35 protein-coding genes are annotated in these 23,378 nt (G+C 64.5%); 21 read left to right on the top strand and 14 right to left on the bottom strand.

Annotated elements, in window-relative coordinates:
* Positions 1-21: 21 nt before the first annotated feature.
* The gene (locus KB879_RS06175; protein WP_211980912.1) at positions 22-216 is read left to right on the top strand and encodes a hypothetical protein; all 195 of its coding nucleotides are present in this window, start codon (positions 22-24) and stop codon (positions 214-216) included.
* Between the two features lie 146 nt (positions 217-362).
* Here the strand turns inward: KB879_RS06175 and KB879_RS06170 are convergent, their stop codons facing one another.
* The 7 genes from KB879_RS06170 to KB879_RS06140 form a co-directional block, all read right to left on the bottom strand.
* Positions 363-755, bottom strand: a complete 393-nt coding sequence (locus KB879_RS06170; protein WP_211980911.1) for a hypothetical protein — start codon at positions 753-755, stop codon at positions 363-365.
* Between the two features lie 2 nt (positions 756-757).
* Positions 758-1,078, bottom strand: coding sequence for a hypothetical protein (locus KB879_RS06165; protein WP_249221258.1), 321 nt, complete (start codon positions 1,076-1,078; stop codon positions 758-760).
* Positions 1,075-2,154, bottom strand: coding sequence for a hypothetical protein (locus KB879_RS06160; protein WP_211980910.1), 1,080 nt, complete (start codon positions 2,152-2,154; stop codon positions 1,075-1,077). Before KB879_RS06160 ends, KB879_RS06165 begins: the two co-directional genes overlap by 4 nt.
* 187 nt (positions 2,155-2,341) lie before the next feature.
* The gene (locus tag KB879_RS06155) at positions 2,342-2,755 is read right to left on the bottom strand and encodes a hypothetical protein (protein WP_211980909.1); all 414 of its coding nucleotides are present in this window, start codon (positions 2,753-2,755) and stop codon (positions 2,342-2,344) included.
* Complete coding sequence (locus KB879_RS06150; protein WP_211980908.1) at positions 2,752-3,102, bottom strand: hypothetical protein; 351 nt, start codon at positions 3,100-3,102, stop codon at positions 2,752-2,754. The genes KB879_RS06155 and KB879_RS06150 overlap by 4 nt, the downstream gene beginning before the upstream one ends.
* The gene (locus tag KB879_RS06145; protein WP_211980907.1) at positions 3,099-3,614 is read right to left on the bottom strand and encodes a phage regulatory CII family protein; all 516 of its coding nucleotides are present in this window, start codon (positions 3,612-3,614) and stop codon (positions 3,099-3,101) included. The genes KB879_RS06150 and KB879_RS06145 overlap by 4 nt, the downstream gene beginning before the upstream one ends.
* 284 nt (positions 3,615-3,898) lie before the next feature.
* The gene (locus KB879_RS06140) at positions 3,899-4,147 is read right to left on the bottom strand and encodes a Cro/CI family transcriptional regulator (RefSeq protein WP_211980906.1); all 249 of its coding nucleotides are present in this window, start codon (positions 4,145-4,147) and stop codon (positions 3,899-3,901) included.
* A gap of 83 nt (positions 4,148-4,230) precedes the next feature.
* Here KB879_RS06140 and KB879_RS06135 point away from each other — a divergent pair, with 83 nt between their 5' ends.
* The 12 genes from KB879_RS06135 to KB879_RS06095 all read left to right on the top strand — a co-directional run bounded on the left by KB879_RS06135 (position 4,231) and on the right by KB879_RS06095 (position 10,294).
* Positions 4,231-4,971, top strand: a complete 741-nt coding sequence (locus KB879_RS06135) for a S24 family peptidase (protein ID WP_211980905.1) — start codon at positions 4,231-4,233, stop codon at positions 4,969-4,971.
* Positions 4,972-5,206: 235 nt separating this feature from the next.
* Entirely contained in the window at positions 5,207-5,341 is a 135-nt protein-coding gene (locus tag KB879_RS40180; protein WP_256449304.1) for a hypothetical protein, read from the top strand.
* Between the two features lie 8 nt (positions 5,342-5,349).
* Positions 5,350-5,799, top strand: coding sequence for a hypothetical protein (locus tag KB879_RS06130; protein ID WP_211980904.1), 450 nt, complete (start codon positions 5,350-5,352; stop codon positions 5,797-5,799).
* Positions 5,796-6,020 (top strand): helix-turn-helix transcriptional regulator, encoded by a 225-nt coding sequence (locus KB879_RS06125; RefSeq protein WP_371827392.1) that lies wholly within the window; start codon positions 5,796-5,798, stop codon positions 6,018-6,020. Before KB879_RS06130 ends, KB879_RS06125 begins: the two co-directional genes overlap by 4 nt.
* Complete coding sequence (locus tag KB879_RS40175) at positions 6,017-6,142, top strand: hypothetical protein (RefSeq protein ID WP_256449303.1); 126 nt, start codon at positions 6,017-6,019, stop codon at positions 6,140-6,142. The genes KB879_RS06125 and KB879_RS40175 overlap by 4 nt, the downstream gene beginning before the upstream one ends.
* Positions 6,139-6,357, top strand: coding sequence for a hypothetical protein (locus KB879_RS06120; protein ID WP_211980903.1), 219 nt, complete (start codon positions 6,139-6,141; stop codon positions 6,355-6,357). Before KB879_RS40175 ends, KB879_RS06120 begins: the two co-directional genes overlap by 4 nt.
* 10 nt (positions 6,358-6,367) lie before the next feature.
* Positions 6,368-6,727 carry a hypothetical protein gene (locus tag KB879_RS06115; protein ID WP_211980902.1) on the top strand — a complete coding sequence of 120 codons (360 nt, stop codon included), beginning with the start codon at positions 6,368-6,370 and terminating at the stop codon, positions 6,725-6,727.
* Complete coding sequence (locus tag KB879_RS06110; protein WP_211980901.1) at positions 6,724-7,077, top strand: hypothetical protein; 354 nt, start codon at positions 6,724-6,726, stop codon at positions 7,075-7,077. The genes KB879_RS06115 and KB879_RS06110 overlap by 4 nt, the downstream gene beginning before the upstream one ends.
* 16 nt (positions 7,078-7,093) lie before the next feature.
* Positions 7,094-9,130: a ParB/RepB/Spo0J family partition protein gene (locus KB879_RS06105; RefSeq protein WP_211980900.1), complete on the top strand. Its 2,037-nt coding sequence runs from the start codon at positions 7,094-7,096 to the stop codon at positions 9,128-9,130.
* 20 nt (positions 9,131-9,150) lie between these two features.
* Positions 9,151-9,711 carry a hypothetical protein gene (locus tag KB879_RS06100; RefSeq protein ID WP_211980899.1) on the top strand — a complete coding sequence of 187 codons (561 nt, stop codon included), beginning with the start codon at positions 9,151-9,153 and terminating at the stop codon, positions 9,709-9,711.
* The gene (locus KB879_RS40170) at positions 9,708-9,833 is read left to right on the top strand and encodes a hypothetical protein (protein ID WP_256449302.1); all 126 of its coding nucleotides are present in this window, start codon (positions 9,708-9,710) and stop codon (positions 9,831-9,833) included. Before KB879_RS06100 ends, KB879_RS40170 begins: the two co-directional genes overlap by 4 nt.
* Positions 9,833-10,294 carry a hypothetical protein gene (locus KB879_RS06095; protein ID WP_211980898.1) on the top strand — a complete coding sequence of 154 codons (462 nt, stop codon included), beginning with the start codon at positions 9,833-9,835 and terminating at the stop codon, positions 10,292-10,294. Before KB879_RS40170 ends, KB879_RS06095 begins: the two co-directional genes overlap by 1 nt.
* A 74-nt stretch (positions 10,295-10,368) precedes the next feature.
* Here the strand turns inward: KB879_RS06095 and KB879_RS06090 are convergent, their stop codons facing one another.
* Positions 10,369-10,647 (bottom strand): hypothetical protein, encoded by a 279-nt coding sequence (locus KB879_RS06090; RefSeq protein ID WP_211980897.1) that lies wholly within the window; start codon positions 10,645-10,647, stop codon positions 10,369-10,371.
* Positions 10,648-10,691: 44 nt separating this feature from the next.
* Between KB879_RS06090 and KB879_RS06085 the strand changes: the two genes are divergently transcribed.
* From KB879_RS06085 to KB879_RS06070, 4 genes are read left to right on the top strand one after another with little or no spacing between them, the layout of a single operon-like run.
* The gene (locus KB879_RS06085; protein WP_211980896.1) at positions 10,692-11,378 is read left to right on the top strand and encodes a hypothetical protein; all 687 of its coding nucleotides are present in this window, start codon (positions 10,692-10,694) and stop codon (positions 11,376-11,378) included.
* Positions 11,378-11,659, top strand: coding sequence for a DUF4031 domain-containing protein (locus tag KB879_RS06080; RefSeq protein WP_211980895.1), 282 nt, complete (start codon positions 11,378-11,380; stop codon positions 11,657-11,659). Before KB879_RS06085 ends, KB879_RS06080 begins: the two co-directional genes overlap by 1 nt.
* The gene (locus tag KB879_RS06075) at positions 11,656-11,910 is read left to right on the top strand and encodes a hypothetical protein (RefSeq protein WP_211980894.1); all 255 of its coding nucleotides are present in this window, start codon (positions 11,656-11,658) and stop codon (positions 11,908-11,910) included. Before KB879_RS06080 ends, KB879_RS06075 begins: the two co-directional genes overlap by 4 nt.
* Entirely contained in the window at positions 11,907-12,167 is a 261-nt protein-coding gene (locus KB879_RS06070) for a hypothetical protein (RefSeq protein ID WP_211980893.1), read from the top strand. The genes KB879_RS06075 and KB879_RS06070 overlap by 4 nt, the downstream gene beginning before the upstream one ends.
* Before the next feature lie 89 nt (positions 12,168-12,256).
* Here KB879_RS06070 and KB879_RS06065 read toward each other — a convergent pair whose 3' ends face one another.
* From KB879_RS06065 to KB879_RS06055, 3 genes are all read right to left on the bottom strand, one after another.
* Positions 12,257-12,472, bottom strand: coding sequence for a hypothetical protein (locus KB879_RS06065; RefSeq protein WP_153954417.1), 216 nt, complete (start codon positions 12,470-12,472; stop codon positions 12,257-12,259).
* Entirely contained in the window at positions 12,469-13,425 is a 957-nt protein-coding gene (locus tag KB879_RS06060) for a hypothetical protein (RefSeq protein ID WP_211980892.1), read from the bottom strand. Before KB879_RS06060 ends, KB879_RS06065 begins: the two co-directional genes overlap by 4 nt.
* Before the next feature lie 244 nt (positions 13,426-13,669).
* Positions 13,670-14,974: an integrase family protein gene (locus KB879_RS06055; protein ID WP_211980891.1), complete on the bottom strand. Its 1,305-nt coding sequence runs from the start codon at positions 14,972-14,974 to the stop codon at positions 13,670-13,672.
* 244 nt (positions 14,975-15,218) lie between these two features.
* Between KB879_RS06055 and mutS the strand changes: the two genes are divergently transcribed.
* The gene (mutS, locus tag KB879_RS06050; protein ID WP_153954419.1) at positions 15,219-17,849 is read left to right on the top strand and encodes a DNA mismatch repair protein MutS; all 2,631 of its coding nucleotides are present in this window, start codon (positions 15,219-15,221) and stop codon (positions 17,847-17,849) included.
* On the top strand, positions 17,846-18,895 hold the full coding sequence (locus KB879_RS06045) for a hypothetical protein (RefSeq protein WP_211980890.1): 1,050 nt from the start codon (positions 17,846-17,848) through the stop codon (positions 18,893-18,895). Before mutS ends, KB879_RS06045 begins: the two co-directional genes overlap by 4 nt.
* A gap of 81 nt (positions 18,896-18,976) precedes the next feature.
* Here KB879_RS06045 and KB879_RS06040 read toward each other — a convergent pair whose 3' ends face one another.
* Entirely contained in the window at positions 18,977-19,504 is a 528-nt protein-coding gene (locus tag KB879_RS06040) for a peptidylprolyl isomerase (protein WP_041227837.1), read from the bottom strand.
* 11 nt (positions 19,505-19,515) lie between these two features.
* Between KB879_RS06040 and KB879_RS06035 the strand changes: the two genes are divergently transcribed.
* Both KB879_RS06035 and KB879_RS39230 read left to right on the top strand, forming a co-directional pair.
* The gene (locus KB879_RS06035; RefSeq protein ID WP_194946823.1) at positions 19,516-20,721 is read left to right on the top strand and encodes a cupin domain-containing protein; all 1,206 of its coding nucleotides are present in this window, start codon (positions 19,516-19,518) and stop codon (positions 20,719-20,721) included.
* A 199-nt stretch (positions 20,722-20,920) separates the two neighbouring features.
* Positions 20,921-21,166, top strand: coding sequence for a hypothetical protein (locus KB879_RS39230; RefSeq protein WP_013956163.1), 246 nt, complete (start codon positions 20,921-20,923; stop codon positions 21,164-21,166).
* Between the two features lie 93 nt (positions 21,167-21,259).
* On the opposite strand, the gene KB879_RS06030 is transcribed toward KB879_RS39230, so the two are convergent.
* The gene (locus KB879_RS06030) at positions 21,260-22,048 is read right to left on the bottom strand and encodes an MBL fold metallo-hydrolase (RefSeq protein ID WP_153954421.1); all 789 of its coding nucleotides are present in this window, start codon (positions 22,046-22,048) and stop codon (positions 21,260-21,262) included.
* Between the two features lie 67 nt (positions 22,049-22,115).
* Complete coding sequence (gene bamC, locus KB879_RS06025) at positions 22,116-23,348, bottom strand: outer membrane protein assembly factor BamC (RefSeq protein WP_013956161.1); 1,233 nt, start codon at positions 23,346-23,348, stop codon at positions 22,116-22,118.
* Positions 23,349-23,378 lie beyond the last annotated feature (30 nt).

Genomic DNA, 23,378 nt, shown 5'->3' with positions numbered 1-23,378 from the left:
CAACACCTATCGGAAAAGGTTATGGACGGAAAAGCTTTTGAAATCGCACGCCAGGCACTGGCAGCGCTGGAACTCTATCGAGGCCAGTACGCCAGCTCTGAGCTGTTCCAAGCGGAGAAGATGCGCATCGCAGAACTGGTGCGCGATGCAGGCAGGAACGGCGCCGGCCACCCGGCCTTCCTGACCGCCCTGGCGGCGGCCATCGAAACCATCTAACGAGCCGCAGAAGCGAAAAGGCCCCGCATCGCCAACGATGCAGGGCCTTCTTAGTGCTGTGAAACGTCCTGGTTTCTGCCGGAACGTCCTGGAACGTTGCGGGACGCACTGAAACCACAGCGTAGCGGAAATCTACTGATTTTTTCTCACGTTTTCAAGAGCAGGTGCAAGGGGGGGCTCTTAAGCCCCGGATTCTTAATGAGAAAATCGACTCCCTTGAAAACCAGCTGCTGCACACGATAGGCGCGATCCTTGCCCATGCCGAGCTCGCTCGCGGCCAGGTACACGGGCATCTGCCTGATGTAGACCAGGCACGTCAACTGGAACCACTCCAACGGCAGCTTGCGCAGGGCCTCATGCGTCCGCTCGCATTCCGGCTCTGAGACCGGAATGTACGCGCGCACCGGCAGCGCGCGGATCTCCTCCAGCGTCAAGCAGCTTGGCCCATAGCCATTGCGCTGCCCGCCCCTCGACACCCACGCGCCCCATGACTCCAGGCGCGCATTCACCCATTGCAGCTTGTCACCAGTGCTCGCCATGCTCACCTCCGTTTGCTGACGATGGCCCGGACCGACGCGATCCCGCGTTCAGCCACCGAGGCTGTTGCCGGCAGATTTTCGACTTCGGGAATGCCCGGGATCGGCGGCAGGTGTTCTCGCCGCGCGACTTCCCAGAGCCTGGTCCAACGCACCGCGGCCGCCTGCCAAGTGCCAAGCCGGATCTCGCTCGCGCCATAGCGCACCGCCGTCCAGAAGACGGCGCGACTGCTCCACTGATCGCGCCGCCCAGCGCGCAGCGGCAGCTGCTCGACCGCCTCAGCATAGGCCTGCTCAGCGCACATCTCGGACGCGCCCCAAGTCATTTCCTGCCCCCTGCCTTGAGGGTTGCGCGCGCTTGCGCGATTGCCCGCTCGGCCACGGCAGCCGTCGACGGCAACTGCTCGACCACCGGCTGAGGAGCGGTCTCGACGCTCTCCGCGACGCGCGCCTGGTGCGCGGCCTCCTCGGCGGCCGTAGACGCCGCGACGGCAACGGCGTTGGCGCGGGCGGCCGCGATTTGATCGGCGAATTTCGCCTCCCAAGCGTCCCCCAATTCTTTCGCATTCCGCAACAGTGTCCGGAAGTACGGCCACGGGCTCGCGCCCCTGATGACCCCGGCCTTGTGGGCACCGTGCCATTCGTCCAGAACGCGCTGGGCCAGCGTTTCCGTCATCCCGAGCGTCGATCGCGCAATGTAGGCCCGCTGACGGTCCTCGATGCCGGTCGGCCAGCGCAGGCGTGTCTCCCATGCGATCTCCCTCGCAGACCTCCCTCCTGCAAGCTCGCCTTTTTCGGCCCTGGGCCTGCGCTGGCGCTTCTCCGAGGGCGAACGTTCCTTGCGCTCGGTCGGTGTTTCGTTAGAGGGGTTGCTTTCCTGACCCGCGCCCAGCGGGGCAGGGTCGATATGCCCATCCCCGGAGGGGGTAGGGGGAGGGTTTAAGCTTTTAAAACCGGAAAACGGATGTGTGCCGGCTTTCGGCTCGGAACCATCCTTCGCGCCACCCGCGAAATCCTTGTCCGCATTGGCATTGCCGGCAAGCTCTGGGGCTATCGCGCCCCCTCCGGCTTTTTTTTGGGCGCGCGAAAGCTTACGGGCGGCAAGCAATCGAAATTTCAGGCGCAGCTTGTTGCCGATGGACTCCACCAGGCCAACCTTCTCCAACTGGGCCACGCGGCGACGCAGCTGCTGCTCGGTCGGCTTGCACCCGCGCACACCAGGGCGGCCCTCCAGCTCGGTGTCCTCGCGCAGCGCCCACCAAGACACGGCCGCCGGGTCGTCGCCCACGATGCCCGTGGCGAAGTCCATGCGCCTGCGCAGGGCGACATAGAGGTCGCGCGCGAGATGGTCGACCCGGCGCATCAGCATCCATTCGTTGTCGTCGATCACAAAGGCCGTCATGCCGCACCTCGGGAGCAGTTCTTCAGCACGGCAAGCGGCGCCAACCAGCCGAGTTGCCAGATGTGACGGTGCTGCGACCCTCCTCATAAGGGCACGCTTCCTCTTCAGCGCCCGCGACTTTTGCCGTCGCGCCCTCGACCATGAGGTCTTCGATTGATTTGATGGGATAGTCCATAGTGGAAATAAGCTAGGGCCGCACTGCCGCGGCCTCACAGAGAACATCGAAGGTCAAGAGGAAGGCGTCCGCGTTGTCAGGCCCGCTCTCCACGCGATACACCTGCGTGGCGTCGGCCACCTCCGCTCGATAGGCGGCGCGGGCCGCAGCGTCCGGCATGCGCACCCAGCGCTCGCAGCAGATCTCCGCGAGCGCCGACATCTGGCCAGCCGCGGCGAAGATCCAGAAGACGTCGCACAGCGGCCAAAAGCCCAGCAGATGCTGAGCAAAGGCGCGCAGGCCGCGCATCCCCTTGTCCGCTGCTAGGCGGCAGGCGTGATGCCAGGCGCAGCACATCCGATCCGGCTTCGCGCACGACATGCCAATCGCTTCGCGCGTCGACTTGCAGCACGCCATCTCCGGCCGGAAGCGGACTTCCATCTTCACGCGGCCGACAGCCGATCAAACTGGTACAGGTCGTCATAGACATCGCCCAGCTCGGCACCGCCGTCGTAGATCCCGATCATGTGCTGCAGCGCCTTGTTGACACGGAACTGCGCTTCAAAGTTGGGGTCTCGGATGCTGAGCAGCCGGAAGACGCGCCCCTCCCCGTGCTTGATGACGAAGATGCCAAAAGGCTCGCCACCCTTCAGGACGCGCTTTCTGACGCGGTCGAAGACCGAAGCCAGTTCGCGCTTGTTGAGCGGCTTGCGCGGGCGGAGGATGAGTTTCGGGCGCACGCGAGCCACCGGCTCCGCGCTGGGAGCGCCGGGCATCAGATTGATTCGAGTCATGCGCGATCCGTCGTGCCTGGCTCTGCGATCGCGTCGATGGACATGGTCAGGGCCATGACGGCCTGCATGACCTCCAGCGCCTCCTTGTGGATGCGCTCGCGCTCCCCCGCATTGATGCGACCATCGGCCGCGTCGGCCGTCACCTCGGCAACCAGGTCCGCAAATTCGCGGCTGACCGTCGACAGCCTGGCGAAAATATCGCGAGAGTCCTGCCCGGCTGGCGGCGGCGACACCGCGACCAGCCCATGGCGCCAGCACATCGCCTGCAGGGGGATCAATGCCCCCTCGACGCCCCCCTCCTGGCACAGCTCGACAACCAACGAGTACTCTTCGGCGTTAAGGAAATGGGTGTCGATGCCGGGCCGCAGCTTGTTGCGCAGCACGTTAGGCGAGACGGTCTTGCCCTGGCGCCGGCCCATCGCATGCGCCAGGGCCTCGATGCTGCCCGGATACCGGCGCGCCAGGTTATAGAGCGCTTCGTGCTGATCGATGTCTGAATACTGGTATGTCACGATCGGTAAACCCCCGGAAATTTGGCCGTGCCGCCTCCACGTCACAGCCGTATATGCTTCATCTCAAACGCGGCGCGATGACCGCGGACTCAGGGAGAAACCATGTTCCAACCCAAGCCAAAACTTCGCCTTTTATCCCCTCTGGAGAGGCGGCGAATTGCCTCCCAGCGTCGGGGGCGGGTGCAGCAACGCACCACGGGCAGCTCCCCTGCCACAGCCCCTATCCACGCCGCGGCATCCGATGTCGCTGGATCGTGACGCACATCCTTTCCGGCCCCAACGCGCTATTCCGCGCGGCCGGCCTCTCCGTTCGTACAGCAGTACTCCCGGACGTAGGCCCAATCGACCGTGCTATCCAACTCCTCGCACTTGATCTCGCGATTCGTCAGGCGCTCAATCGCTGGGCAGTACTTCGGTGGAACATGCCCCGAGTCCCTCCACTGCTGGACGACCTGGTAGCTGCTCACACCCAAAGCCCTCGCCATTGCGGAGAGTCCCTTGAAATGCTCGATGGCTCGCTCTATCCCGTTCATGGGGCACATCTTATGCTAGTTTTTCTAGTGTTACTAGTTTCTTTTGTATGGCCACAATTTTTTCTTGTGGATAGGATTCGCGCATGACTATCCATACCCGTATCAAGCAACGACGCGAGTTCCTGAGGCTGTCGATGGAGCAGCTCGCCGCATTGGTAGGCGTCAAGGCCTGGCAAACGATTCAGCAATGGGAAAAAGACGGCGGCACGTCCCCGAAGCGGGAACGCCTAGCTGCCGTTGCGAAGGCATTGCAGACGACACCGCAATGGCTGATGTTTGGTCACGATCCCGAATGGACACCAGAACCAAACTGGGCTCCCCACCCCTCTCCCGAGGGGAGATCAGTTATTTCGGCAGACACTTACAATGCCCTTTCAAACGGGCCGATTCCGTTGACTTACCCTGCAGACACATCGAAGTTCAGACGCGTGTTTGTTGTCGGCAAGGCTCAAGGTGGCCTGCCTGATCGCATTTGGACGGATGGTGATTACCCAGTGGGAGCAACAGACCAGTATGCAGAACTCGCCAGCCCGGACCCGCATGCCTTCTTGGTGCCTGTCGTAGGGCTGTCGATGGCGCCTCGCTACAATCCAGGCGAGTTCGGCCTAGTTGAGCCAGGCACTGAGCCCGAGCTTGAAGACGACGTGCTGGTGCGCCTCGTCACGGGCGAGACGATGATCAAGCGCCTACTTTCGCGCCGGCAAGGTATCCGCCTAGGCAGCTACAACGACCCAGAAGTACTCACCTACGCGCCAGAAGAGATTTCGTGGATGTACTACATCGCGCATCCGGTACCGGCACGAAAGATCAAGACGCGCATGTAATCCAACCCTACCCGCACACCCCGGAACCCGCCCATCGGCGGGTTTTTTTCCGCCCTTAAAAGCCCTGCCTTCAGTAGGACGAGCAGTCTCGTATTCGGAAAGCCGTCGATTTAGAGCCCAACTCCCCACGGAAAGAGGGCAATAGCGCTTACTAGTTTCTCTTGTATTACTAGTTTTTCTAGCGCATACTGCCTCCACCGACGCACCACCCGGTGCGCACCCAGATGGAGGCGCAGTGAACAAATCCAAACACATCAAAGGCTGGATTGCCTACCTCGCCCTGGTAGCCGCTGCCTTTTTCGCCCACGCCTGCGCAGTTGAATCCGACTTGCAGGCGGAGCCCGACACCGCAACTGCGCGCCAAGTGTGAGGTCGGCCATGGCGAAGAACCCGACTTACGAGCAAATTCTGGCAATGCCGCTGACCCAACAAGCGGCATTCCTTGAAGAGCGCCGCCATAGCGCACGCCTGCGCGAGCTGAAGGATATGACCAGCGCCCTCGCGCTTCTTGAAGCAGAGCGCCCTGCAATCCAGGCGACTGGATACAACCTAACCGGGGATTGGATTTCGCCCTCTTTCGGCGAAAAGCTGACGCTCAGCGTATGCGGGACCATCTTTGATGGCGATTTCCGCCTCGCGCGCGCGCTCCTCGTTGCAGGCTTCACCATCGTCGACCGCGGCACCTCTGATACCTACCCCTCCATTCGGTTCAAAAAGGGCCGGCTAACCATCCGCAGCACCCTGCGCCTGACTGATTTGGAACGCGCAGAGCTCGCGGCAGCCGAAGCGCTTGCGCCAGCACCGAAAGCCGCGGAGGGCAAGCAATGATCCGGCCCTTCTATGTCGACCTGCCCACGGTAGCGGCTATCGTGTCGCTCTCCGAGACCAGCGTGCAAAAGCTAGTGCGCGAAGAGCAGTTCCCGAAACCGCGCACCGTTTCGAGCCGTCGGGTTGCCTGGCTCGTTCGCGAAGTGGAGGAATGGGCCGAGGCCCGTCCTGTTTCAGATCTGCTGCCGCCGCCCAACACGTCGAGGAGGAAGCCGCAATGATTGTCTTCCGCATCACCATCGACGGCCGGCACACCTACTTCGGGCTCTACCGCAGCTCCTGGGATGCGATCGAAGACGGCTTCGATCGCGGCGCGCGCTCCGTTTCTGTCACGCGCGCATGAGTGGGCGGCCCTTCTCCCATGCCTCCCTGGTCGCAGAGTTCCTGCGCATCCAGGGCAGCGGCATTGCGGAGGAGGAGGTCAAAAAGCCCGCCATTCGCAAAGCCCTGATCCGCCTGATCGCAGCGCGACTCAAGGCTCAATGCGTCGCCGCCCGCCAGCGAGAACGCCGGCCGGCTGTCGACCTGAAACGACTTCAAGCCAACGACCTCGACTGAGGAGAAAATCATGTTGATCGGACTCACCGGCCGCCCAGGTGTCGGCCAGGACGTGGTCGCCGACTATCTCGCGCGCACCCACGCTTTCACCACCACCAAGCTCATCACCGACCAACTCGTCGACGAGCTGGCTGGCCACCACATCGTGGTGACGCACATCCGCGATCGCATTGACGCCGAGATCCTGGTCGACCGTGGCGGCATCGTGATCCACCTGCGCGATCCCAACCTGCCCGACCTCGGGCCCGAGAACGGCATCGCGCTGCGAGACATCGATCACCAGGTCACCGTGTCGCGCGATTTCTTCCGCGCCTTCGACCTGCTCGACCGCGTGATCGGCGAAGCCGAGTTCTCGGGAATTGCAGCATGAGCAAGCGCACCTACTACGTCGACCTGGTCTGCTTTATCAGCGCACCCAGCGAGACCGGCTACAACCGCCTGATGCGCACGCTGGAGCTGATCACCATCGCCATGGCAGCACAGGGGATCCCGGACTATGACGTGCAACTGAGATCAGCCAAGCGCGCCATGGCTGGCGTTTTCTGGCGCTGGCAGCGCACCGCCCGGATCACCGTGCTGGATCTCGAAGCGCTGACGCTGCGCGCGGCTGCACCCGCCGTCGAGGAAGCGATCGGCCGCACGGGCCTCGACACGTTCACCGCCGCACACACCCTCACCAAGGCCGCCATGCAAGCACAAGGCGCGCCCATCGAAGCCTGATCCCTAGGAATCCGCAATGACCACCATTCAGCACAACGCCGTCCTGCAGGTCCCCCTGTCACAGCTCACCCTTTCCCCGCGCAACGCTCGCCAGACGAGCCCCAAGGCACTCAACGAGCTGGCCGCCCTGCTCGCCTCGCAGGGCCAGCTGCAAAACCTGATCGTCACGAAAGAGATCAAGGATGGCGCGCCGACGGGCCGTTATGAAGTGATCGCCGGCGGCCGCCGCTGGCGCGCTATGCAGCTGCTCGTCGAGCGCGGGAGCTGGAGCCACGATCACCCGGTCGACGTGGCGGAGCGCGCAATCGAACAGGCAGAAGAAATCAGCCTGGCGGAGAACAGCGCGCGCGAAGCGATGCACCCCGCCGACGAGTTTGTTGCCTTCAAGCGCCTGGTCGATGCCGGCACGGCGATCGAGGACGTCGCCGCCCGCTTCGGCGTCTCGCCGCTGGTCGTGCAGCGCCGCTTGAAACTGGCCAACGTGTCGCCCAAGATGATCCAGATCTATCGCGACGGCGAGGCCTCGCTCGAGCAACTGATGGCGCTGGCCATCACCGACGACCCCAAGGCCCAGGAACGTACGTGGAAGGAAGCCGCCAATTCGTGGGACCGCAACCCGGAAGCCCTGCGCCGCAAGCTTGCCAAGGGCGAGATCGAGGTGCGCAACAGCAAGCTGGCCAAGTTCGTCACGCTGGAGGCTTACGAGGCCGCCGGCGGCCACGTCGAGCGCGATCTGTTCAGCGATGCCGGCAACGGCTACCTCGCCGACAGCGCCCTGCTCGAGCAGTTGGCCAGCGACAAGCTTGAAGCGGCCGCCACCGAGATCCGCGCCGAGGGCTGGGCCTGGGTCGAGGCCAAGCCGGATTTCGAGGCCTACCGGATCCACTACGACTACGAGCGTCTGCCCTCGACCACCGCCGAACCCAGCAAGGCGCAGAAGGCGAGCATCAAGGCGCTGGAGAAGGAACGCGCCGAGACCGAGAAGGCGATCAACCAGCTCGAGGAGAACGACGACTATGGCGATGCGCACGATGAGCATTCCGCCCGCCTGGAAGCGATCAACGACGAGCTTGCCGCCATCAAGCAGAGCCAGCAGCAATGGAGCGCCGAGGACAAGGACAGGAGCGGCGCCATCCTCGCCATCACCGAGGGCGGCCTAGCGCAGATCCACCGCGGCCTGGTCGATAAGAAGAAGGCACGCACCGGCGTCGATGACGGCGAGGCCCCCGCGAAGAAGCCTGCCGACAAGACCACCCTTTCCGCCAGCCTGGCCAGCCGCCTGACCGCGCACCGCACTGCCGCCCTGCAGCTGCACCTGGTCGAGCAGCCCACCCTGGCGCTGGCGGTGCTGGTGCACGGTATGCTGCTCAAGCTCTTCCGCAACGCCACCTACAAGTTCGCCACGTTGAGCGCGCTGGATCTGTCCGTCAGCGACAAGATGCACGGCCTGCCGGGAATCGCCGACGACCTCAATTCGAACCCGGCCTGGACCCGGCTGCAGGAGCTGCGCGCGCAGCTGCTCGCTGGCCTGCCGAAGGCCGACGGTGCACTGCTGGCGCATCTGATCGCACTACCCCAGCAGGATCTGCTGCAGCTGCTCGCGCTCTGCACCGCCGCCAGCACCAGCGCCGTCTTCGCCGCCGAGGGCCCGCGCGCGGCCGACGCCGTCGCGGAAGCCACCGGCCTGGATATGGCGGACTGGTGGTCGGCCACCGCAGACGGCTACCTGAGCCTCGTACCGAAGACGCTCGCGATCGCAGCCGTGACCGAGGCCTGCGGCAAGAAGGCTGCCGCGCCGCTGGCCAGCATGAAGAAGGCTGACCTGGCCGCCAATGCCGAGCAGCTGCTCGCCGGCACCGGCTGGCTGCCGAAGATCCTGCGCGGCCCGAAGAGGGCGGCGCCGAAGGCAACCGCCACAAACAAACCAGCACGGCCACCGGTGCGCTACCGCGACGAGAACGGCAACACCTGGACCGGCCGCGGCAAACGGCCAGGCTGGGTAGAGGCCGCCTTGAAGGCCGGCAAGACCCTCGACGAGCTGCTGGCCAGCTAACCACCATCCCGGAGATCTCCATGGCAAAGCATTCCCGCACCAGCCGCATGCCTTCCATCACCAGCATCGGCGCACGCATCACCGAAGAGCAAGGCCTGCGGCTCGCCGCGGCATCGAACCCGGACCGCCCCTTTCGCACGCGCCGGAACATCAATGCCGATGACATCGGCGTCGACCAGCTGGCGGGCGCGATGAAGCGCAAGCTGGCCAGGTGCCGGGCTGCTGGCCGGGGCGGCTGGGACAGTCCACTCGAATGCTCGATCGAGCGGCTGGCCGTGATGCTGGGCGAAGCCGTATGCAAAGGCGACCCAGTCGACGTGGCCAACTTCGCCATGATGCTGCACGTGCGCGGCGGCGATCACCAGGTCATCGCTGAGCAGGCCATGCGCGCCCTGCTGCACGGCAGCCGCGAGCTACTCGCCTGCGATGCCGAGCGCTACCGCAAGCTCCGCGCCGTTCCCGCCGAGCAACTCGGCGTATCCGGCATCCCGTGCATTTCGCTCCCAGGGGGCCCGCGCCGCGGCCTTTGTGGCGCTGACGCTGACGCCGCCGTCGACGCATACACGCCGAGTAAGCCATGAGCTACCGAATCTCGCTGATCGTCACCGCCGTAGGGTTACTTATCGCCCTGGCCATCAGCTTGCACGCCCAGTACCGCTGGTTCAAAAGGCATGCCGACACCGAAGACCAGGAGGAGCACTAATGAGCCAACCCCGTGAATGGTATGCCGCCCTCACCAGCCCGGCCCGCGGCGTGATGTGCATGGACCCCAGCGCCTGGAACCGCAGCCCGGCCGAGATGGAGCGTGTGCTGGTGCGCGAGGTCCTGCCAGGCGAGCAGCCGACTGCGATCACCGCCGCAGCGTGCGGCAACGCTGACGTGGCTAGCGCCATCGAGGCCGCCATGACGGATCTCGCGCGCGAGCTGGGCTGTTTCTACAGCGACATGGTCCCGCACAACGCCGGCCTCTTCATCCCAGGCGAAGCGCGGGCCTGCGCGAACCCAGTCGACGCGATCCGCCGGCTGTTCGCGCACGTGCACGCCGGCGGCCTCATCCACCGGCCGACACCGCCGCAGGCCGACAAGCCGGCCGCTCGCACAGCGAAGACCGAGCCCTCTCCTACCGAACTTGACTCGCGCCAGGTGGCGCTTTTCGAGGAATGACCATGACCCAGTCCATCCATGCTCACCGCCGCTGAGGCGGCCCACGCAGCCAGCAAGGAGAGCCAGACGTGATCCTACTTTGGTTCGCGCGCCTCACCCTCCGGTGGTTGAAGCGACTCGTCCTCGAACAGCCACGGGTAGTCCTGCTTGGTAGCGTCGCCGTCCGCGATCATCTGCCGGATGTAGGCCTCAGCCGCCTCAGCTTCTTCCTGAAGCGTTGGCTTGCCCTGGGCGACGCGGATGGCGTCCATTCGAGCCATGGTGGCTCGCAGATCAGTCGAAAGCGCAGCTACTGCGATAGCCGCGCCAGTTCCCAGCTCGTCCTCGAGCTTCTTGTCGAAAAATTTGGTCATGCGCGCCATATCGGCGCCCGCTCTCAACACTTTAGCCCGATCCAATGAAAGAACGCCCTATCCTCTTCAGCGGCGCCATGGTGCGCGCCATCCTGGCCGGCCAGAAGACGCAGACACGGCGCGCCGTGAAGCTGCCACACAGCAACCCACTCGGCGCATGGGAGCCGACGACGTTCGGTGGCCCCAATGGCGGCCGCACAGCAGACGGCAGAACCATCCCCCTGCAGGGTGGAATTTGGCACACGCGCACAGGAGACAGCCCGGCCTCCCCGTACGGCCAGCCCGGCGACCGTCTGTGGGTGCGCGAGACATGGCAGCACAGCAACCACCCGCTCGGCCCGTACGACTCCGACTGTCTCGCTTTCTACCGAGCCGACTATCTGGACGATCCGCTCGGGCCGGATCTGGAGCACTCCGCAGATGGTATTCGTCGCCAATGGCGGCCGAGCATCCATATGCCCCGCTCCGCTTGCCGTCTTGTGCTGGAGATCACCGGGGTGCGCGTGGAGCGGCTGCATGACATCAGCGAGGCGGACGCCAAGGCCGAGGGCATAACGCCGCGCGAGGTGCGCCAGATGTGGCTATTTGGCGCAAGCGCTGAAGAATGTGCGGCGACCTACAGGCGCGCCGCAGTCGAGCCGTTCCATGAACTATGGGAGCAGATCAACGGCGCCGACGCATGGAATGCCAACCCGTGGGTATGGGTGGTCGAATTTCGGAGGGTTGCGTAATGACCGTCTACGTTGACGACATGGAAGCCAGCTACGGCCGCATGGTGATGTGCCACATGCTGGCCGACACGACCGAAGAATTACTGGGGATGGCCGACAAGATCGGAGTGGACCGGAAGTGGCTCCAGAAGGCAGGTACGCACCACGAACACTTCGACATCGCCAAAAGCAAGCGGACGCTGGCTGTGCAGCTCGGCGCCGTTCAGATCGACCGGGCCGGCCTGGTCGAGATCCTGCGAAATCGTCGCGCCGCCATGACCGCCAGCAAGGAGGTCAAGTGAGCGAGATCAATGTGAATCGGTCGGAGGTCGACGAAGAGCGATATTTCGCTCACCTAGACCAGAAGCAACTAGAGGAACTGGTGGCAAAGGCTGTTGCGGAGAGTGCCGGACTGGATTTGACCCACCGCAATGTCAGCATTAAACGCCTCTGGCTATCCTCGACGAGCACCAGTACGGGTTACAAGTACGAGGCGCAATGCGAGATCGTGGTGGATCGCCGGCAGCATCCTGCACCAGGGGAGCAATCATGACCCGCCCCGCCCTCGCCCGCACCGCCGGCATCCTGTGCGGCAATTCCGCCTTCCGCCAATTCGTCGCTGAGCGCTTTCCCGCCGAGTGGAAGGACTTTTCTGAACTGGAGGATGTCGAGCGGGCCGCCGCCGTGATTCGCACCGTCTGCGAGATCCCGTCGCGCCGCGAACTGGATGCCGACCCAGCCGCCGCCCAGCGCTTCCACGCGAAGCTCGGCTTTCCCTTCAACGCCTCGCGTCGCGCCGCATGCGCATAGACCCCAACGCGTTATGGCGCAGGGGATGCCGCACCAACTAGCAATGAAAAAGGCCCCTGAAAGGGGCCTTTTTCATTGCTAGCGACAGCTCAGCTTCGCTGGGTCACCAAGCCGGCGACCGATGTCTCCGGATAATAGATTGTGCCTTGAATTGGCATCGGAACTCTGTACACGGTCGAGTTCTTCATGAAATCCGACAGATTGCCGCTCACCGCAGCTCCAACAGTGTCGACAGAGCCCACAGCTGCAGAGGGGCGATACAACTGGCTTGCGTCGGCCGAACCTCGGAAGTAGTAGTCGTTCATATTTTTCTCCATCCTTCAAAGCGGCGGTTGTCGTTGATTGGGTCCTGCTGAAACGGTACGGCTGGAACTTGCATCCCAGGCGGCATCTGCGGAACCTGAGCGACCCTACTGATCACTCCCTCGGATACAAACCGGTGGCTACCAAACGGAGCGCTTTCGATCATCACTCGCGGAAGTCGATACTCCACCATTGGCTGTTGGGCCAGCATGCTGAAGGGGTCATAGGGCTCCAGCAGCTTCATCTCTTCGACATAGCTTTCATGGATTTGCTTCAGAACCCCATACAACTCGTCGCTGGGCTTCTCGACTTGCAACCCCAACTCGAGCGCCTCACGTCGATTGATAGTGTAGTCGTGGCTTCCAGACTCTGCGCAGAGAAAATCGATGATTTCCTTGCTCTTTTCCTGGTCTTGCACTTGACGAACAAGCAACTTTTTAGCCAGGAACCGAATTTGTTCGCGCGAGCGAAAAATCTGGCCGAGCACCAGCGGATGGACCTTATTGGACAGATCCAGCAGGAGTTGCGTGAGAGCGGCTGGATCGGCGCCGAACTGCTTTGCGGCGTCCAGGTAGCCCGTGACAGCCTCGACACTTACGGGAACTCGAACATGTGGCGCCTGAGGCACCGGCGGGCTCAGGGGATGATTCACACTGGGGTCAATCGGTCCAAGTGCCGCCTGCTTCGTCATAACGACACGATTTGCGCCGAGCGAGATCAGAGTGCCAGCGCTCAGTGCCTTGGCCGGAATGATGACCTCAAGGTCATCACAGAACGTGTGCAGCAGGTTGATCAGACGCCAAGCAGCGGCCGTGTCGCCACCGTTCGTGTACAACACGAGCGATAGCTTTTTAACGGGCCCGATGGCGTCCAGATGTTGAACAAATATGTCAATAATCTCTGGCGAGATTTGCGTTTCAAGCTGACGCCTATCGCCAGTGATGTACGAGATCACTGACGACCCTCGCATTGAAGCGAGTCGCTCGAACAAGGGCTTTCGCACCTCGAAAGATGACACCGGACTCTCCCGAATTTTTGTTATTTTGGCCCGATCTGTGACGTAGTCGAACGCAAATTGGAGCGGATACTAACATATCTCCGCACTGCACAAAAGAAGCGTTACTACTACTTTTTTGCCTGGCAAGCCTGTTGCAGCCTTGGCACAACCGAACAATAACTCATTGATTTTTAATCACAAATCAATCTTTTGTGACAAAGTCAGCACCGCCATCGCTGGCTAGGGATTCCAATTTCACTGATAGCTTTCCCATCCACTCATGCCGCTCTCGGTCGTACGTGTGCCGGTTGTAAACACCCTGCACGCCTGGGAGCATATGGCCGAGGATGGATTCTGCAACATCGTTCGGGCAGCCCATAGAGGCTAGCAGCGTGCGCGTCGTGCGCCGGAGATCGTGCGGCGCCCAGTGCGTGATGGTAAGCCGTGGGCGCTGGTCCTCTGGCCGAGTCTTGGAATACGGCTGATGGTAGTGCACGGCCGTCTGAATTACCTTCTGCTCGATGGGCCCGCCCACCCTGGCCGGAAATAGATACCCGTCACCGGCCACCGCCAGGCGCCGCCGCACGATCTGCGCGGCCCGGCCGAACAGCGGCACGCGCAGATCCGTCGCGCCCGGCCGGCGGGCGTTCTTGGTCTTCGATTTTGGGATTGTCCACCACAGACCATCCTTCTCTTCGGCGATCTCAGCCGCCTCCATGGAAGCAATCTCAGAGCCGCGCGTGCCAGTCCACAAATACATCACCAACGCATCATCCACGATACGGCTGAAGTTCGGCAGCCAGCGGATCAGTTCGCCCACCTCGGCCTCAGCAAGCACCCGCTTCACCTGCCCGACGGCTTTTCCCTGGATTTTCTTCCCATTGCTTCGTAGCCGGCCGCGCATGATCTGGCGCCACCAGTTCGGCGTATCCTCCCGCAGCCGACCGGCGTCGAGACTGTAATCCCAGGCGGCCCCAAGTTCAGATCGCAGCTTGGCAGCCTGGACTGGGATGTGCGCGAACGAATTCAGGAGATCGAATGCAATCGCACGGGTGACCTCCTCCGGGAGCATGCCGGCAATTGGCGCGAGCATCGTGTCAAACATCCGCCGGATCTCTTTTGCCCCCTTCAGCGCGCGATTGCGCTCCACGTGGCCCACTAGGTAGTCCGCGCACAGCCGCCGCACCGTATACGGACCGGCGTGCGGTAAACTCCCGTTTTCGACCGCGCGCGCGTTGGTGCGTGCCGTGCGCTTCTCTGCGGCCACGTCGCGCCCACTGTCCCGGGCAGCCCTGAGCTTTTCCCATTCGACAATGGCAGCCGCTGGCGACATCGCAGGCCAAGCCCCGATCTTCGTCTGCTTCATGCGGCCGTCGACCGGCGACTTGTAGCGGTAGATCCACGCGCGCCGGCTGGCGGTGCATTCGAGGCGCAGGCCTGGATGGTCTGCGATCGTCATGTGCTCGCCCGGTTTGAGCAGCTTGGCAGCGCGCGCGTCGAATTGCATGGCGTAGGATTTCAATAGCGTAGGTTTTGCCGGAATGGCATAGGCGCACCCCGGCGTGGTTTTTTCGGGATGATACGCTAGAAACCTACGCTGACGACAGGAGTGTAGGCGAGTGACGATGAGTGTTGACGAGATGAACGAGAGTCCCCCAATTGGCGCGGAAGCCGCACCAACAAAGGGTTCGCGCGGAAAATCCAAGGTGGATCAGGCTGTTACGGAATCGCCCGCGGAGCGTCACACTCCCATGATGCAACAGTATCTCCGCATCAAGGCAGACCACCCCGACACCCTGCTGTTCTACCGCATGGGTGACTTCTACGAACTCTTCCACGACGATGCCGAAAAAGCCGCGCGCCTGCTCGACATCACGCTGACCGCGCGCGGCGCATCCAACGGAGTGCCGATCCGCATGGCCGGCATCCCCTTCCATTCGGCGGACCAGTACCTGGCGCGCCTGGTGAAGCTGGGCGAATCCGTGGCGATCTGCGAGCAGATCGGCGACCCGGCCACCAGCAAGGGGCCGGTGGAGCGCAAGGTGGTGCGCATCGTCACCCCCGGCACGCTGACCGATGCCGCGCTGCTGCCGGACAAGGCCGATACCTTCCTGATGGCAGTGCACCAGCAGACCACGCGCCGCGGCGTCAGCAAGACCGGGCTGGCGTGGCTGAACCTGGCCAGCGGCGAGCTGCGCCTGATGGAATGCGAAGCGGCGCAACTGGGCCGCGAACTGGAGCGCATCCGCCCGGCCGAGCTGCTGTATGCCGACGGCATCGAGCTGCCCGCGCTGGCGTGCGCGCGTACCCGCCTGCCCGAATGGCATTTCGACCAGGACGCCGGCACGCGCCGGCTGCGCGAGCAGCTGGGCGTGGCCAGCCTGGACCCGTTCGGCTGTGCCGGGCTGGGTGCCGCGCTGGGCGCGGCCGGCGCGCTGCTGAACTACGCCGCCACCACACAGGGCCAGTCGCTGCGCCATGTGCAGGGCGTGAAGGTGGAGCGCGAATCAGAGTACGTCGGCCTGGATTCCGCCACCCGGCGCAACCTGGAGCTGACCGAGACCCTGCGCGGCGGCGAGTCGCCGACGCTGTTCTCGCTGCTGGACACCTGCTGCACGGCCATGGGCAGCCGCGCGCTGCGCCACTGGCTGCACCACCCGCTGCGCGACCCGGCGCTGCCGCAGGCACGCCAGCAGGCCATCGGCGTGCTGATCGACCTGGGCACCGATGCCTTGCGCACGGCGCTGCGCCGGCTGGCGGACGTTGAGCGCATCACCTCGCGGCTGGCGCTGCTCAATGCGCGGCCGCGCGACCTGTCCTCGCTGCGCGACACCTTGCGCGCGCTGCCTGAGGTGCAGGCCTGCATCCGCGACGACCAGGGCAGCACCCTGCTGGCGCAGACCCTGCACGACCTGGCCGTGCCGCAGGACTGCCTGGACCTGCTGGTGCGCGCCGTGGCCGAAGAGCCGGCCACGGTGGTGCGCGACGGCGGCGTGATTGCGCGCGGCTACGATGCCGGCCTGGATGAACTGCGCGACATCTCCGAGAACTGCGGCCAGTTCCTGATCGACCTGGAAACGCGCGAACGCGCCCGCACCGGCATTGCCAACCTGCGCGTCGAGTTCAACCGCGTGCATGGCTTCTATATCGAGGTCACCAACGGCCAGGCCGACAAGGTGCCCGACGACTACCGCCGCCGCCAGACGCTGAAGAATGCCGAGCGCTATATCACGCCTGAGCTGAAGGCCTTCGAAGACAAGGCGCTGTCGGCGCAGGACCGCGCGCTCGCGCGCGAGAAGCAGCTCTACGACGGCCTGCTGCAGGCGCTGCTGCCGCATATCGGCGAGCTCCAGCGGGTGGCGGGCGCGCTGGCGCGCCTGGACGTGCTGACGGCACTGGCCGAGCGCGCGCAGACGCTGGACTGGTCCGCGCCGGAGCGCGTCGCCGAGAACGTGGTCGACATCGTGCAGGGCCGCCATCCGGTGGTCGAAGGCCAGCTCGCGGCGGAGTCGGTGGCGTTCATCGCCAACGACTGCCAGCTCAATGAAGCGCGCAAGCTCTTGCTGATCACCGGCCCGAACATGGGCGGCAAGTCGACCTTCATGCGCCAGACCGCACTGATCGTGCTGCTGGCCTGTGTCGGCGCCTACGTGCCGGCGCGGCGCGCCGTGATCGGGCCGATCGACCGCATCTTTACCCGCATCGGCGCCGCCGATGACCTCGCGGGCGGCCGCTCAACCTTCATGGTGGAGATGACCGAGGCCGCCGGCATCCTGCACCACGCGACCCCGGCTTCGCTGGTGCTGATGGACGAGATCGGACGCGGCACGTCGACCTTCGACGGGCTGGCGCTGGCCTGGGCCATCGCGCGCCACCTGCTGTCGCACAACCGCAGCCATACCCTCTTCGCCACGCATTACTTCGAGCTGACACAGCTGCCGCAAGAGTTCCCGCAGGCAGCCAACGTGCACCTGTCGGCAGTCGAGCATGGCGACGGCATTGTCTTCCTGCACGCGGTGCAGGACGGCCCTGCCAGCCAGAGCTACGGCCTGCAGGTAGCGCAGCTGGCCGGCGTGCCGCAGCCGGTGATCCGCGCCGCGCGCAAGCACCTGGCCTGGCTGGAGCAGCAATCGGCCGACGCCACGCCCACACCGCAGCTGGACCTGTTCGCGGCGCCGCCAACGCCAGAGGACGACGAGGACGACTTCGGCGCCGCCCCGGCGACCGTGTCCGGGCCGCTGGCGCCCGCGCTCGCACCCGAACAGGCCGCGCTGGTCGATGCGCTGGCCGGCCTGGACCCCGACACCCTGACGCCGCGCGCCGCACTGGAGGCGCTGTACCGGCTCAAGGCACTGGCAGGCGAGGCGCTCGACGCCGCATGAACGCTGCGCGCCGTGCCCTGCTTGCCATGCTGCTGCCGCTGCTTTGCACGGCCGGCATGGCATCGGCCGCGCCCGCGGGCCGCAACGCCAAGGCCCCGGCCAGGCCACAGCTGACGCGCATCGCGCTGATCGCCGACCTGCCCCAGTGGCCGGCCGCGGAGGCCAACGCGGCAGCACTGCTCGACTACTTCGGCGAGCGCAAGCTGGACCTGGTCATTCATGCCGGCGGCATCAAGGGCGATACGGAATCGTGCAGCGATGCTGTGCTGGGCAGCCGCCAGCAACTGCTGAACCAGTCGCCGCTACCGCTGGTCTACGTGCCCGGCGAGACCGACTGGTCCGAATGCCGGCTGCCGGTCAACGGCGGCTTTGACGCGGTCGAGCGCCTGAACCGGCTGCGTGAGCTGTTCTTCCCTGAAGACGCCACGCTCGGCCGGCATCCGCGGCCGCTGCTGCGGCAGTCGGACCAGGCGCTGTTCCGCAGTTTCCGCGAGAACATGCGCATGGAGGTGGGCGATATCCTGCTCGTCGGCATGAACCTGCCGGGCGACAACAACCACTACCGCGACGAAGGCGGGCGCAACGGCGAGTTCGAGGACCGGCGCGAGGCCAACCGCCAGTGGCTGGCGCGCGCGTTCTCGGTGGCGCGGCAACGCGACCTGAACGGCATCGTGGTGGTGGTCCACGCCGACCCGCATTTTGCCAACGGCTGGGAGAAGAAAGGCCGCCCGACGCTGCTCGACGGCTTCATGCGCCACCGCACCCGCGATGGCTACCTGGAATTCAAGCGCCAGCTGCGCGAGCTGGCCGGTCGTTTCCGCGGCCAGGTGCTGCTGGTGCATGCTGGCGGAAACGGGGCCAACGGGGCCGACAACGGCTTCGGCATCGACAAGCCGCTGCGCGATGCGGCCGGCAAGGTCATGCAGAACTTCACGCGCGTGTCGCTGCCCACCGACACGGTCGCGCAATGGGCCGAGCTGGTGATCACGCCAGGCGCGGCGTCACCGTTCGCGGTCATGCTCAAGGACGCACCGGTGTTGCACTGAGGCGGCTTGCCGGCCGAAAACGAAAAAGCCGGCTGCGGCCGGCTTTTTCTTGGGGTGCGGAATACGATCCGTGCAGCGCGATCAGTGCAGCGTGCGCGGCGTGTCGTCGTCCTCGTCCTCATCCACGACTTCAACGCCCGAGGCGCCATGGGCGTGGCCGTGCTCGATTTCTTCGGCGGTGGCCTCGCGGACTTCGGAGACCTTCAGCCAGAAGCGCAGCGCCATGCCGGCCAGCGGATGGTTGCCATCCAGCACGACCTTGTCCTCGGCCACGTCGGTCACGGTGTAGATGACGGAGTCCTCTTCGTCGCCGTCCTCGGGCATGCCTTCGAACTGCATGCCGACTTCCAGCGGCTCGGGGAAGCGGTTGCGCGGCTCGACCTTCACCATATCGGCGTCGTAGTCGCCGAACGCGTCTTCCGGCTCCAGCTGCAGCTGGGTCTCGAAGCCCGCGTCATGACCGTCGAGCGCTTCCTCGATCTTGGGGAACGTGCCATCATACCCGCCGTGCAAATAAACCATGGCTTCATCTGACTCCTCGATCAGATTGCCTTGTGTGTCCGATAGCTTGTACATCACGGACACCACAGTATTCTTAGCGATTTTCAATTCTTGACTCCATGAACGATTCCGCATTATACGCGCAGGCCCTGCCCCCTGGCCCCGTCGATCCAGACACTCCGCTCGACCTGCTTGGTGGCATGACGCCTGCTGCATTCATGCGGGATGTCTGGCATCGCAAGCCCCTGGTGATTCGACAGGCAGTACCCGGAATCGTGCCGCCTGTGTCGCGCGAGGCGCTTTTCGACCTGGCCGACAGCGACGACGTCGAATCGCGCCTGGTGACGCACTTCCGCAACCGCTGGAAACTCGCGCATGGCCCATTTGCGCGCGAAAACCTGCCCGGCGTCAAGACCCGCCAGTGGACCCTGCTGGTGCAAGGGGTAAATCTGCACGACGCCGCCGCGGCGGAGCTGATGGGCCGCTTCCGTTTCGTGCCCGATGCGCGCCTAGACGACCTGATGATCAGCTACGCCACCGACGGCGGCGGCGTGGGCCCGCACTTCGATTCCTACGACGTGTTCCTGCTGCAAGTCTCGGGCCGGCGCCGCTGGCGCATTTCGTCGCAGACCAGCCTTGAGCTGATCCCGGACATGCCGCTGAAGATCCTCGCCGACTTCAACGCGGAACAGGAATGGGTGCTCGAACCCGGCGACATGCTCTACCTGCCGCCGCAATATGCGCACGATGGCATTGCCGAGGGCGAATGCATGACCTGCTCGATCGGCTTCCGCGCGCCGGCCTACCGCGAACTGGCCGGGCATTTCCTGGCCTGGCTGTCTGAAACGGTCGAAGACAACGAAGACCTCGGCGGCCGTTATGCCGACGCCGGCGAGCGCGCCGCCACGCGGCCCGCGCAGTTGCCCGCCGGCATGGCCAAGGCAGTTGCCGAGCGGCTCAAGGCGCTGCAATGGAATAGCCAGATGGTGTCTGAATTCCTCGGCAGCCATCTGTCAGAACCCAAGCCTGGCGTGGAATTCGCAGAGATACCTGACATGCCGTTGCGCCGTTATGCGACACTGGCGGCCCGCCATGGCGTCGTCCTGCCATCGGCATCGATTGCGCTTTACGACCGCGCGAATTTCTTCCTCAATGGAGAAGCCTACGAGCCGCCGGCCGAACTGATGCAGTGGCTGAAAAAGTTGGCCGATTATCGGCAACTTAGTGGCGAAGATGTTGCGGCTTGCGCGGATCTACCCGATCTGATGGAAACTTTCCATCACTGGACGCTGGAAGGATGGCTGCAATTGGGACCGCGGCTGTAATAATGCGTAACATTGCGAATCAGTAAATTTCGGCGCTACACAAGCCGGGAAAACGCGGATATAATCGTTGGCTGGCTAGTACTGTGGACCATTGCATTTGTCGGGACCCGGGAGGGCCTCTATTTTGCAGTTCAAGAGCGATAATTACCGGTAATTATTCATCGCCTGTTTTCCGTTATTACAAGTTAAAGGACGAACAATGAAGAAGTCTCTCCTGATCGCATCGCTGCTGGCCGCTGTTGCTCTCGCCGCTTGCGGCAAGAAGGAAGAAGCTGCCGCTCCGGCCGCTGAAACGGCTGCTCCGGCTGCTGCCGCTCCGGCTGCTGAAGCTTCGGCTCCCGCTGCTGCAGCCCCGGCTGCTGCCGCTGCTGACGCTTCGGCTCCCGCTGCTGAAGCCCCGGCTGCTGCCGCTGCTGACGCTTCGGCTCCGGCTGCCAAGCAGTAATCGGTTCCTGACCGATGAAAAAACCGGCCTTCGGGCCGGTTTTTTTATTTGGGCGCCGCTACCGCACTGCGCCCTGCTGCATCCAGGTATCCCTCAGACGCGCACTGCCTGCCAGTCCAGGCCCTCGTCCTGGTCTGCCACCAGCACCTCGGACGGCAGCGCACCCAATGCCACCGCCAGCGCCCCGGTTGCCAGCTCACGCGTATTGTTCTGCTTGCTGAGGTGGGCCGCGACCACGCGGTTCAGGCCGGCATGGGCAACTTGCGCCAGGATGCTGGCCGCCACTTCATTGGCCAGGTGGCCGAAGTCCCCGCCAATGCGCCGCTTCAGCGAAGCCGGATAGACCGAATTGCGCAGCATCTCGCGGTCATGGTTGCATTCCAGCACCAGCGCATCCACGCCTGCCAGGCGCGCCGTCACGTAGGGCGTCTCCATGCCCGCATCGGTCAGCACGCCCAGCCTCGCCTGCCCGTCCGACAAGACGAACTGCACCGGCTCGCGCGCATCGTGCGGCACGGTGTACGGCAGCACCTGCAGTCCGCCGATGGCAAAGGCATGGTCGGCGCAGCAGACGCGCACATCGGCCGCATCGGCGCCACGCAGGTGCGAAGTCGCCAGCCAGGTACCGTGGCTGGTGTAGACCGCCAGGCGATGGCGGGCTGCAAAGGCATAGGCCGAGCCGACGTGGTCGCCATGCTCGTGCGTGACCAGCACGGCGTCGAGCTGGTCCGGCGCGACGCCCAGGCGCTCCAGGCGCCGGGCGGTCTCGCGGATGCCGAAGCCGCAGTCCAGCAGCACGCGCGTGGTGGTGGTGTCTTCGCGGGATTCGATCAGCAGCGAGTTGCCCTCGCTGCCGCTGCCGAGGAAGGCGAAGCGCATCATGGCCGCGCCCTCCCCGCCAGGCACCGGCCAGGAAGGCCGGCTGGCAAGCCAGCAGTCATGCGCCGGCTCAGTGCAGTTGCTCGTCGATCAGCGACAGAATGCGCTTGCCGATTTCGCCGTTCTCAGGCTGGCCGGCATCGTTGAGCACCGTCACCAGCGTGCCGCTGCCCGTGCCCTTGAGCGCCACGCGATACTTCTTGGCGGTCTTGGAATCTTCCGGCTTGGTGAACAGCTTGGAGAAGAAGCCACGGCTGTCGGCAACGGTGCGCGGGTCGACATAGCGCACGTAGTACAGGCCCTGGCCACGGTCGCGGTCTTCCACGGTGAAGTTCACGCGGTCCAGCGACAGGCCGACCGAGCGCCAGGCGCGGTCGAACGGTTCGGGCAGCTGCAGCGCCGGGGCGCCGTTGACCTGGGACAGGTACGACTTGGCCGGCGCGGCGCCATCGGCACCAGCGGCGGCTGCGGTGCCGGCAGCGGCGGCCGTGCCCGCAGCGGCTGCGGCATTGCCCGCCGCCGCCGGGTTCTTGGCCATGCGGTCGGCCTGTTCCTTCTGCACGCCCAGGCGCTGGGCCAGGCGCGACAGGAATTCGGCTTCCAGCTCAGGATCGGCCGGACGCGGGGTCCAGACCGTGCTCGACTTGTCGATGCCGGTCAGCTGCTCCTGCGCGCCGCGGTGGCTGATGAAGACCTCCAGCGTGCCATTCTGCGAGCGCTCGACGCGGGTGCGGAACTTGTCGCGCTCCGAGGTCGAGTACAGGCCGTCGAAGACCTTGCCGATGGTGTTGCGGATGATGTCCTGCGGGATCTTGGCGCGGTTCTCGGCCCAGTCCGTTTCCATGATGCCGGTCTCGGGCGAGTCCTGCACCAGCAGGAATCCGCTTTCCTGCCAGAAGCCGCGCAGCTGCTGCCACAGCTGGTCGCCGCGCATGCCGTTGCTGATCACCAGCCAGCGCTGGTTGCCATCACGCTCCATGCGGATGCCCTGGGCGGAGGGCAGCACGTTCTCGCTCGGGGATTGCTCGCGCACCTTGGTGGCCTGGCTGTACGTCGACAGCGTCGAGGTGCCGTTCGCATCGGGCACCGAATAGCGGCGATCGCCCTCCAGCTTGGTCAGGTCGGGCGGGATATCCAGCGTAGGCGTGCGCTTCGAGGCCGACGACTTGTAGTCGATCTTGTCCGGCTGCATCGCTTCGTTGATGCTGCTGCAGCCGGTGATCACGCCAGCGGCGAGCACGGGCACAACCAGGGCGGCGCGGCGGACTTGCGTCGCGCCGCGGCGGTTAAGCTTCAGTTTCATTGACACGCAATCCTAGTAGGTGAGGCGACA

It is taken from the genome of Cupriavidus sp. KK10, assembly GCF_018223725.1.
GTDB lineage: Bacteria > Pseudomonadota > Gammaproteobacteria > Burkholderiales > Burkholderiaceae > Cupriavidus > Cupriavidus necator.
The sequence above is the reverse complement of the archived record's forward strand: the minus strand, read 5'-3'. Positions and strand labels throughout refer to the sequence as shown.

Excerpts from the sequence above, each read along its gene's own strand:
- KB879_RS06175 (WP_211980912.1), top strand. The coding sequence starts at position 22 with ATGGACGGAAAAGCTTTTGAAATCGCACGCCAGGCACTGGCAGCGCTG.
- KB879_RS06170 (WP_211980911.1), bottom strand. The coding sequence starts at position 755 with ATGGCGAGCACTGGTGACAAGCTGCAATGGGTGAATGCGCGCCTGGAG.
- KB879_RS06165 (WP_249221258.1), bottom strand. The coding sequence starts at position 1,078 with ATGACTTGGGGCGCGTCCGAGATGTGCGCTGAGCAGGCCTATGCTGAG.
- KB879_RS06160 (WP_211980910.1), bottom strand. The coding sequence starts at position 2,154 with ATGACGGCCTTTGTGATCGACGACAACGAATGGATGCTGATGCGCCGG.
- KB879_RS06150 (WP_211980908.1), bottom strand. The coding sequence starts at position 3,102 with ATGACTCGAATCAATCTGATGCCCGGCGCTCCCAGCGCGGAGCCGGTG.
- KB879_RS06140 (WP_211980906.1), bottom strand. The coding sequence starts at position 4,147 with ATGAACGGGATAGAGCGAGCCATCGAGCATTTCAAGGGACTCTCCGCA.
- KB879_RS06135 (WP_211980905.1), top strand. The coding sequence starts at position 4,231 with ATGACTATCCATACCCGTATCAAGCAACGACGCGAGTTCCTGAGGCTG.
- KB879_RS06130 (WP_211980904.1), top strand. The coding sequence starts at position 5,350 with ATGGCGAAGAACCCGACTTACGAGCAAATTCTGGCAATGCCGCTGACC.
- KB879_RS06125 (WP_371827392.1), top strand. The coding sequence starts at position 5,796 with ATGATCCGGCCCTTCTATGTCGACCTGCCCACGGTAGCGGCTATCGTG.
- KB879_RS40175 (WP_256449303.1), top strand. The coding sequence starts at position 6,017 with ATGATTGTCTTCCGCATCACCATCGACGGCCGGCACACCTACTTCGGG.
- KB879_RS06120 (WP_211980903.1), top strand. The coding sequence starts at position 6,139 with ATGAGTGGGCGGCCCTTCTCCCATGCCTCCCTGGTCGCAGAGTTCCTG.
- KB879_RS06115 (WP_211980902.1), top strand. The coding sequence starts at position 6,368 with ATGTTGATCGGACTCACCGGCCGCCCAGGTGTCGGCCAGGACGTGGTC.
- KB879_RS06110 (WP_211980901.1), top strand. The coding sequence starts at position 6,724 with ATGAGCAAGCGCACCTACTACGTCGACCTGGTCTGCTTTATCAGCGCA.
- KB879_RS06105 (WP_211980900.1), top strand. The coding sequence starts at position 7,094 with ATGACCACCATTCAGCACAACGCCGTCCTGCAGGTCCCCCTGTCACAG.
- KB879_RS06100 (WP_211980899.1), top strand. The coding sequence starts at position 9,151 with ATGGCAAAGCATTCCCGCACCAGCCGCATGCCTTCCATCACCAGCATC.
- KB879_RS40170 (WP_256449302.1), top strand. The coding sequence starts at position 9,708 with ATGAGCTACCGAATCTCGCTGATCGTCACCGCCGTAGGGTTACTTATC.
- KB879_RS06095 (WP_211980898.1), top strand. The coding sequence starts at position 9,833 with ATGAGCCAACCCCGTGAATGGTATGCCGCCCTCACCAGCCCGGCCCGC.
- KB879_RS06090 (WP_211980897.1), bottom strand. The coding sequence starts at position 10,647 with ATGACCAAATTTTTCGACAAGAAGCTCGAGGACGAGCTGGGAACTGGC.
- KB879_RS06085 (WP_211980896.1), top strand. The coding sequence starts at position 10,692 with ATGAAAGAACGCCCTATCCTCTTCAGCGGCGCCATGGTGCGCGCCATC.
- KB879_RS06080 (WP_211980895.1), top strand. The coding sequence starts at position 11,378 with ATGACCGTCTACGTTGACGACATGGAAGCCAGCTACGGCCGCATGGTG.
- KB879_RS06070 (WP_211980893.1), top strand. The coding sequence starts at position 11,907 with ATGACCCGCCCCGCCCTCGCCCGCACCGCCGGCATCCTGTGCGGCAAT.
- KB879_RS06065 (WP_153954417.1), bottom strand. The coding sequence starts at position 12,472 with ATGAACGACTACTACTTCCGAGGTTCGGCCGACGCAAGCCAGTTGTAT.
- KB879_RS06055 (WP_211980891.1), bottom strand. The coding sequence starts at position 14,974 with ATGCAATTCGACGCGCGCGCTGCCAAGCTGCTCAAACCGGGCGAGCAC.
- mutS (WP_153954419.1), top strand. The coding sequence starts at position 15,219 with ATGATGCAACAGTATCTCCGCATCAAGGCAGACCACCCCGACACCCTG.
- KB879_RS06045 (WP_211980890.1), top strand. The coding sequence starts at position 17,846 with ATGAACGCTGCGCGCCGTGCCCTGCTTGCCATGCTGCTGCCGCTGCTT.
- KB879_RS06035 (WP_194946823.1), top strand. The coding sequence starts at position 19,516 with ATGAACGATTCCGCATTATACGCGCAGGCCCTGCCCCCTGGCCCCGTC.
- KB879_RS39230 (WP_013956163.1), top strand. The coding sequence starts at position 20,921 with ATGAAGAAGTCTCTCCTGATCGCATCGCTGCTGGCCGCTGTTGCTCTC.
- KB879_RS06030 (WP_153954421.1), bottom strand. The coding sequence starts at position 22,048 with ATGATGCGCTTCGCCTTCCTCGGCAGCGGCAGCGAGGGCAACTCGCTG.
- bamC (WP_013956161.1), bottom strand. The coding sequence starts at position 23,348 with ATGAAACTGAAGCTTAACCGCCGCGGCGCGACGCAAGTCCGCCGCGCC.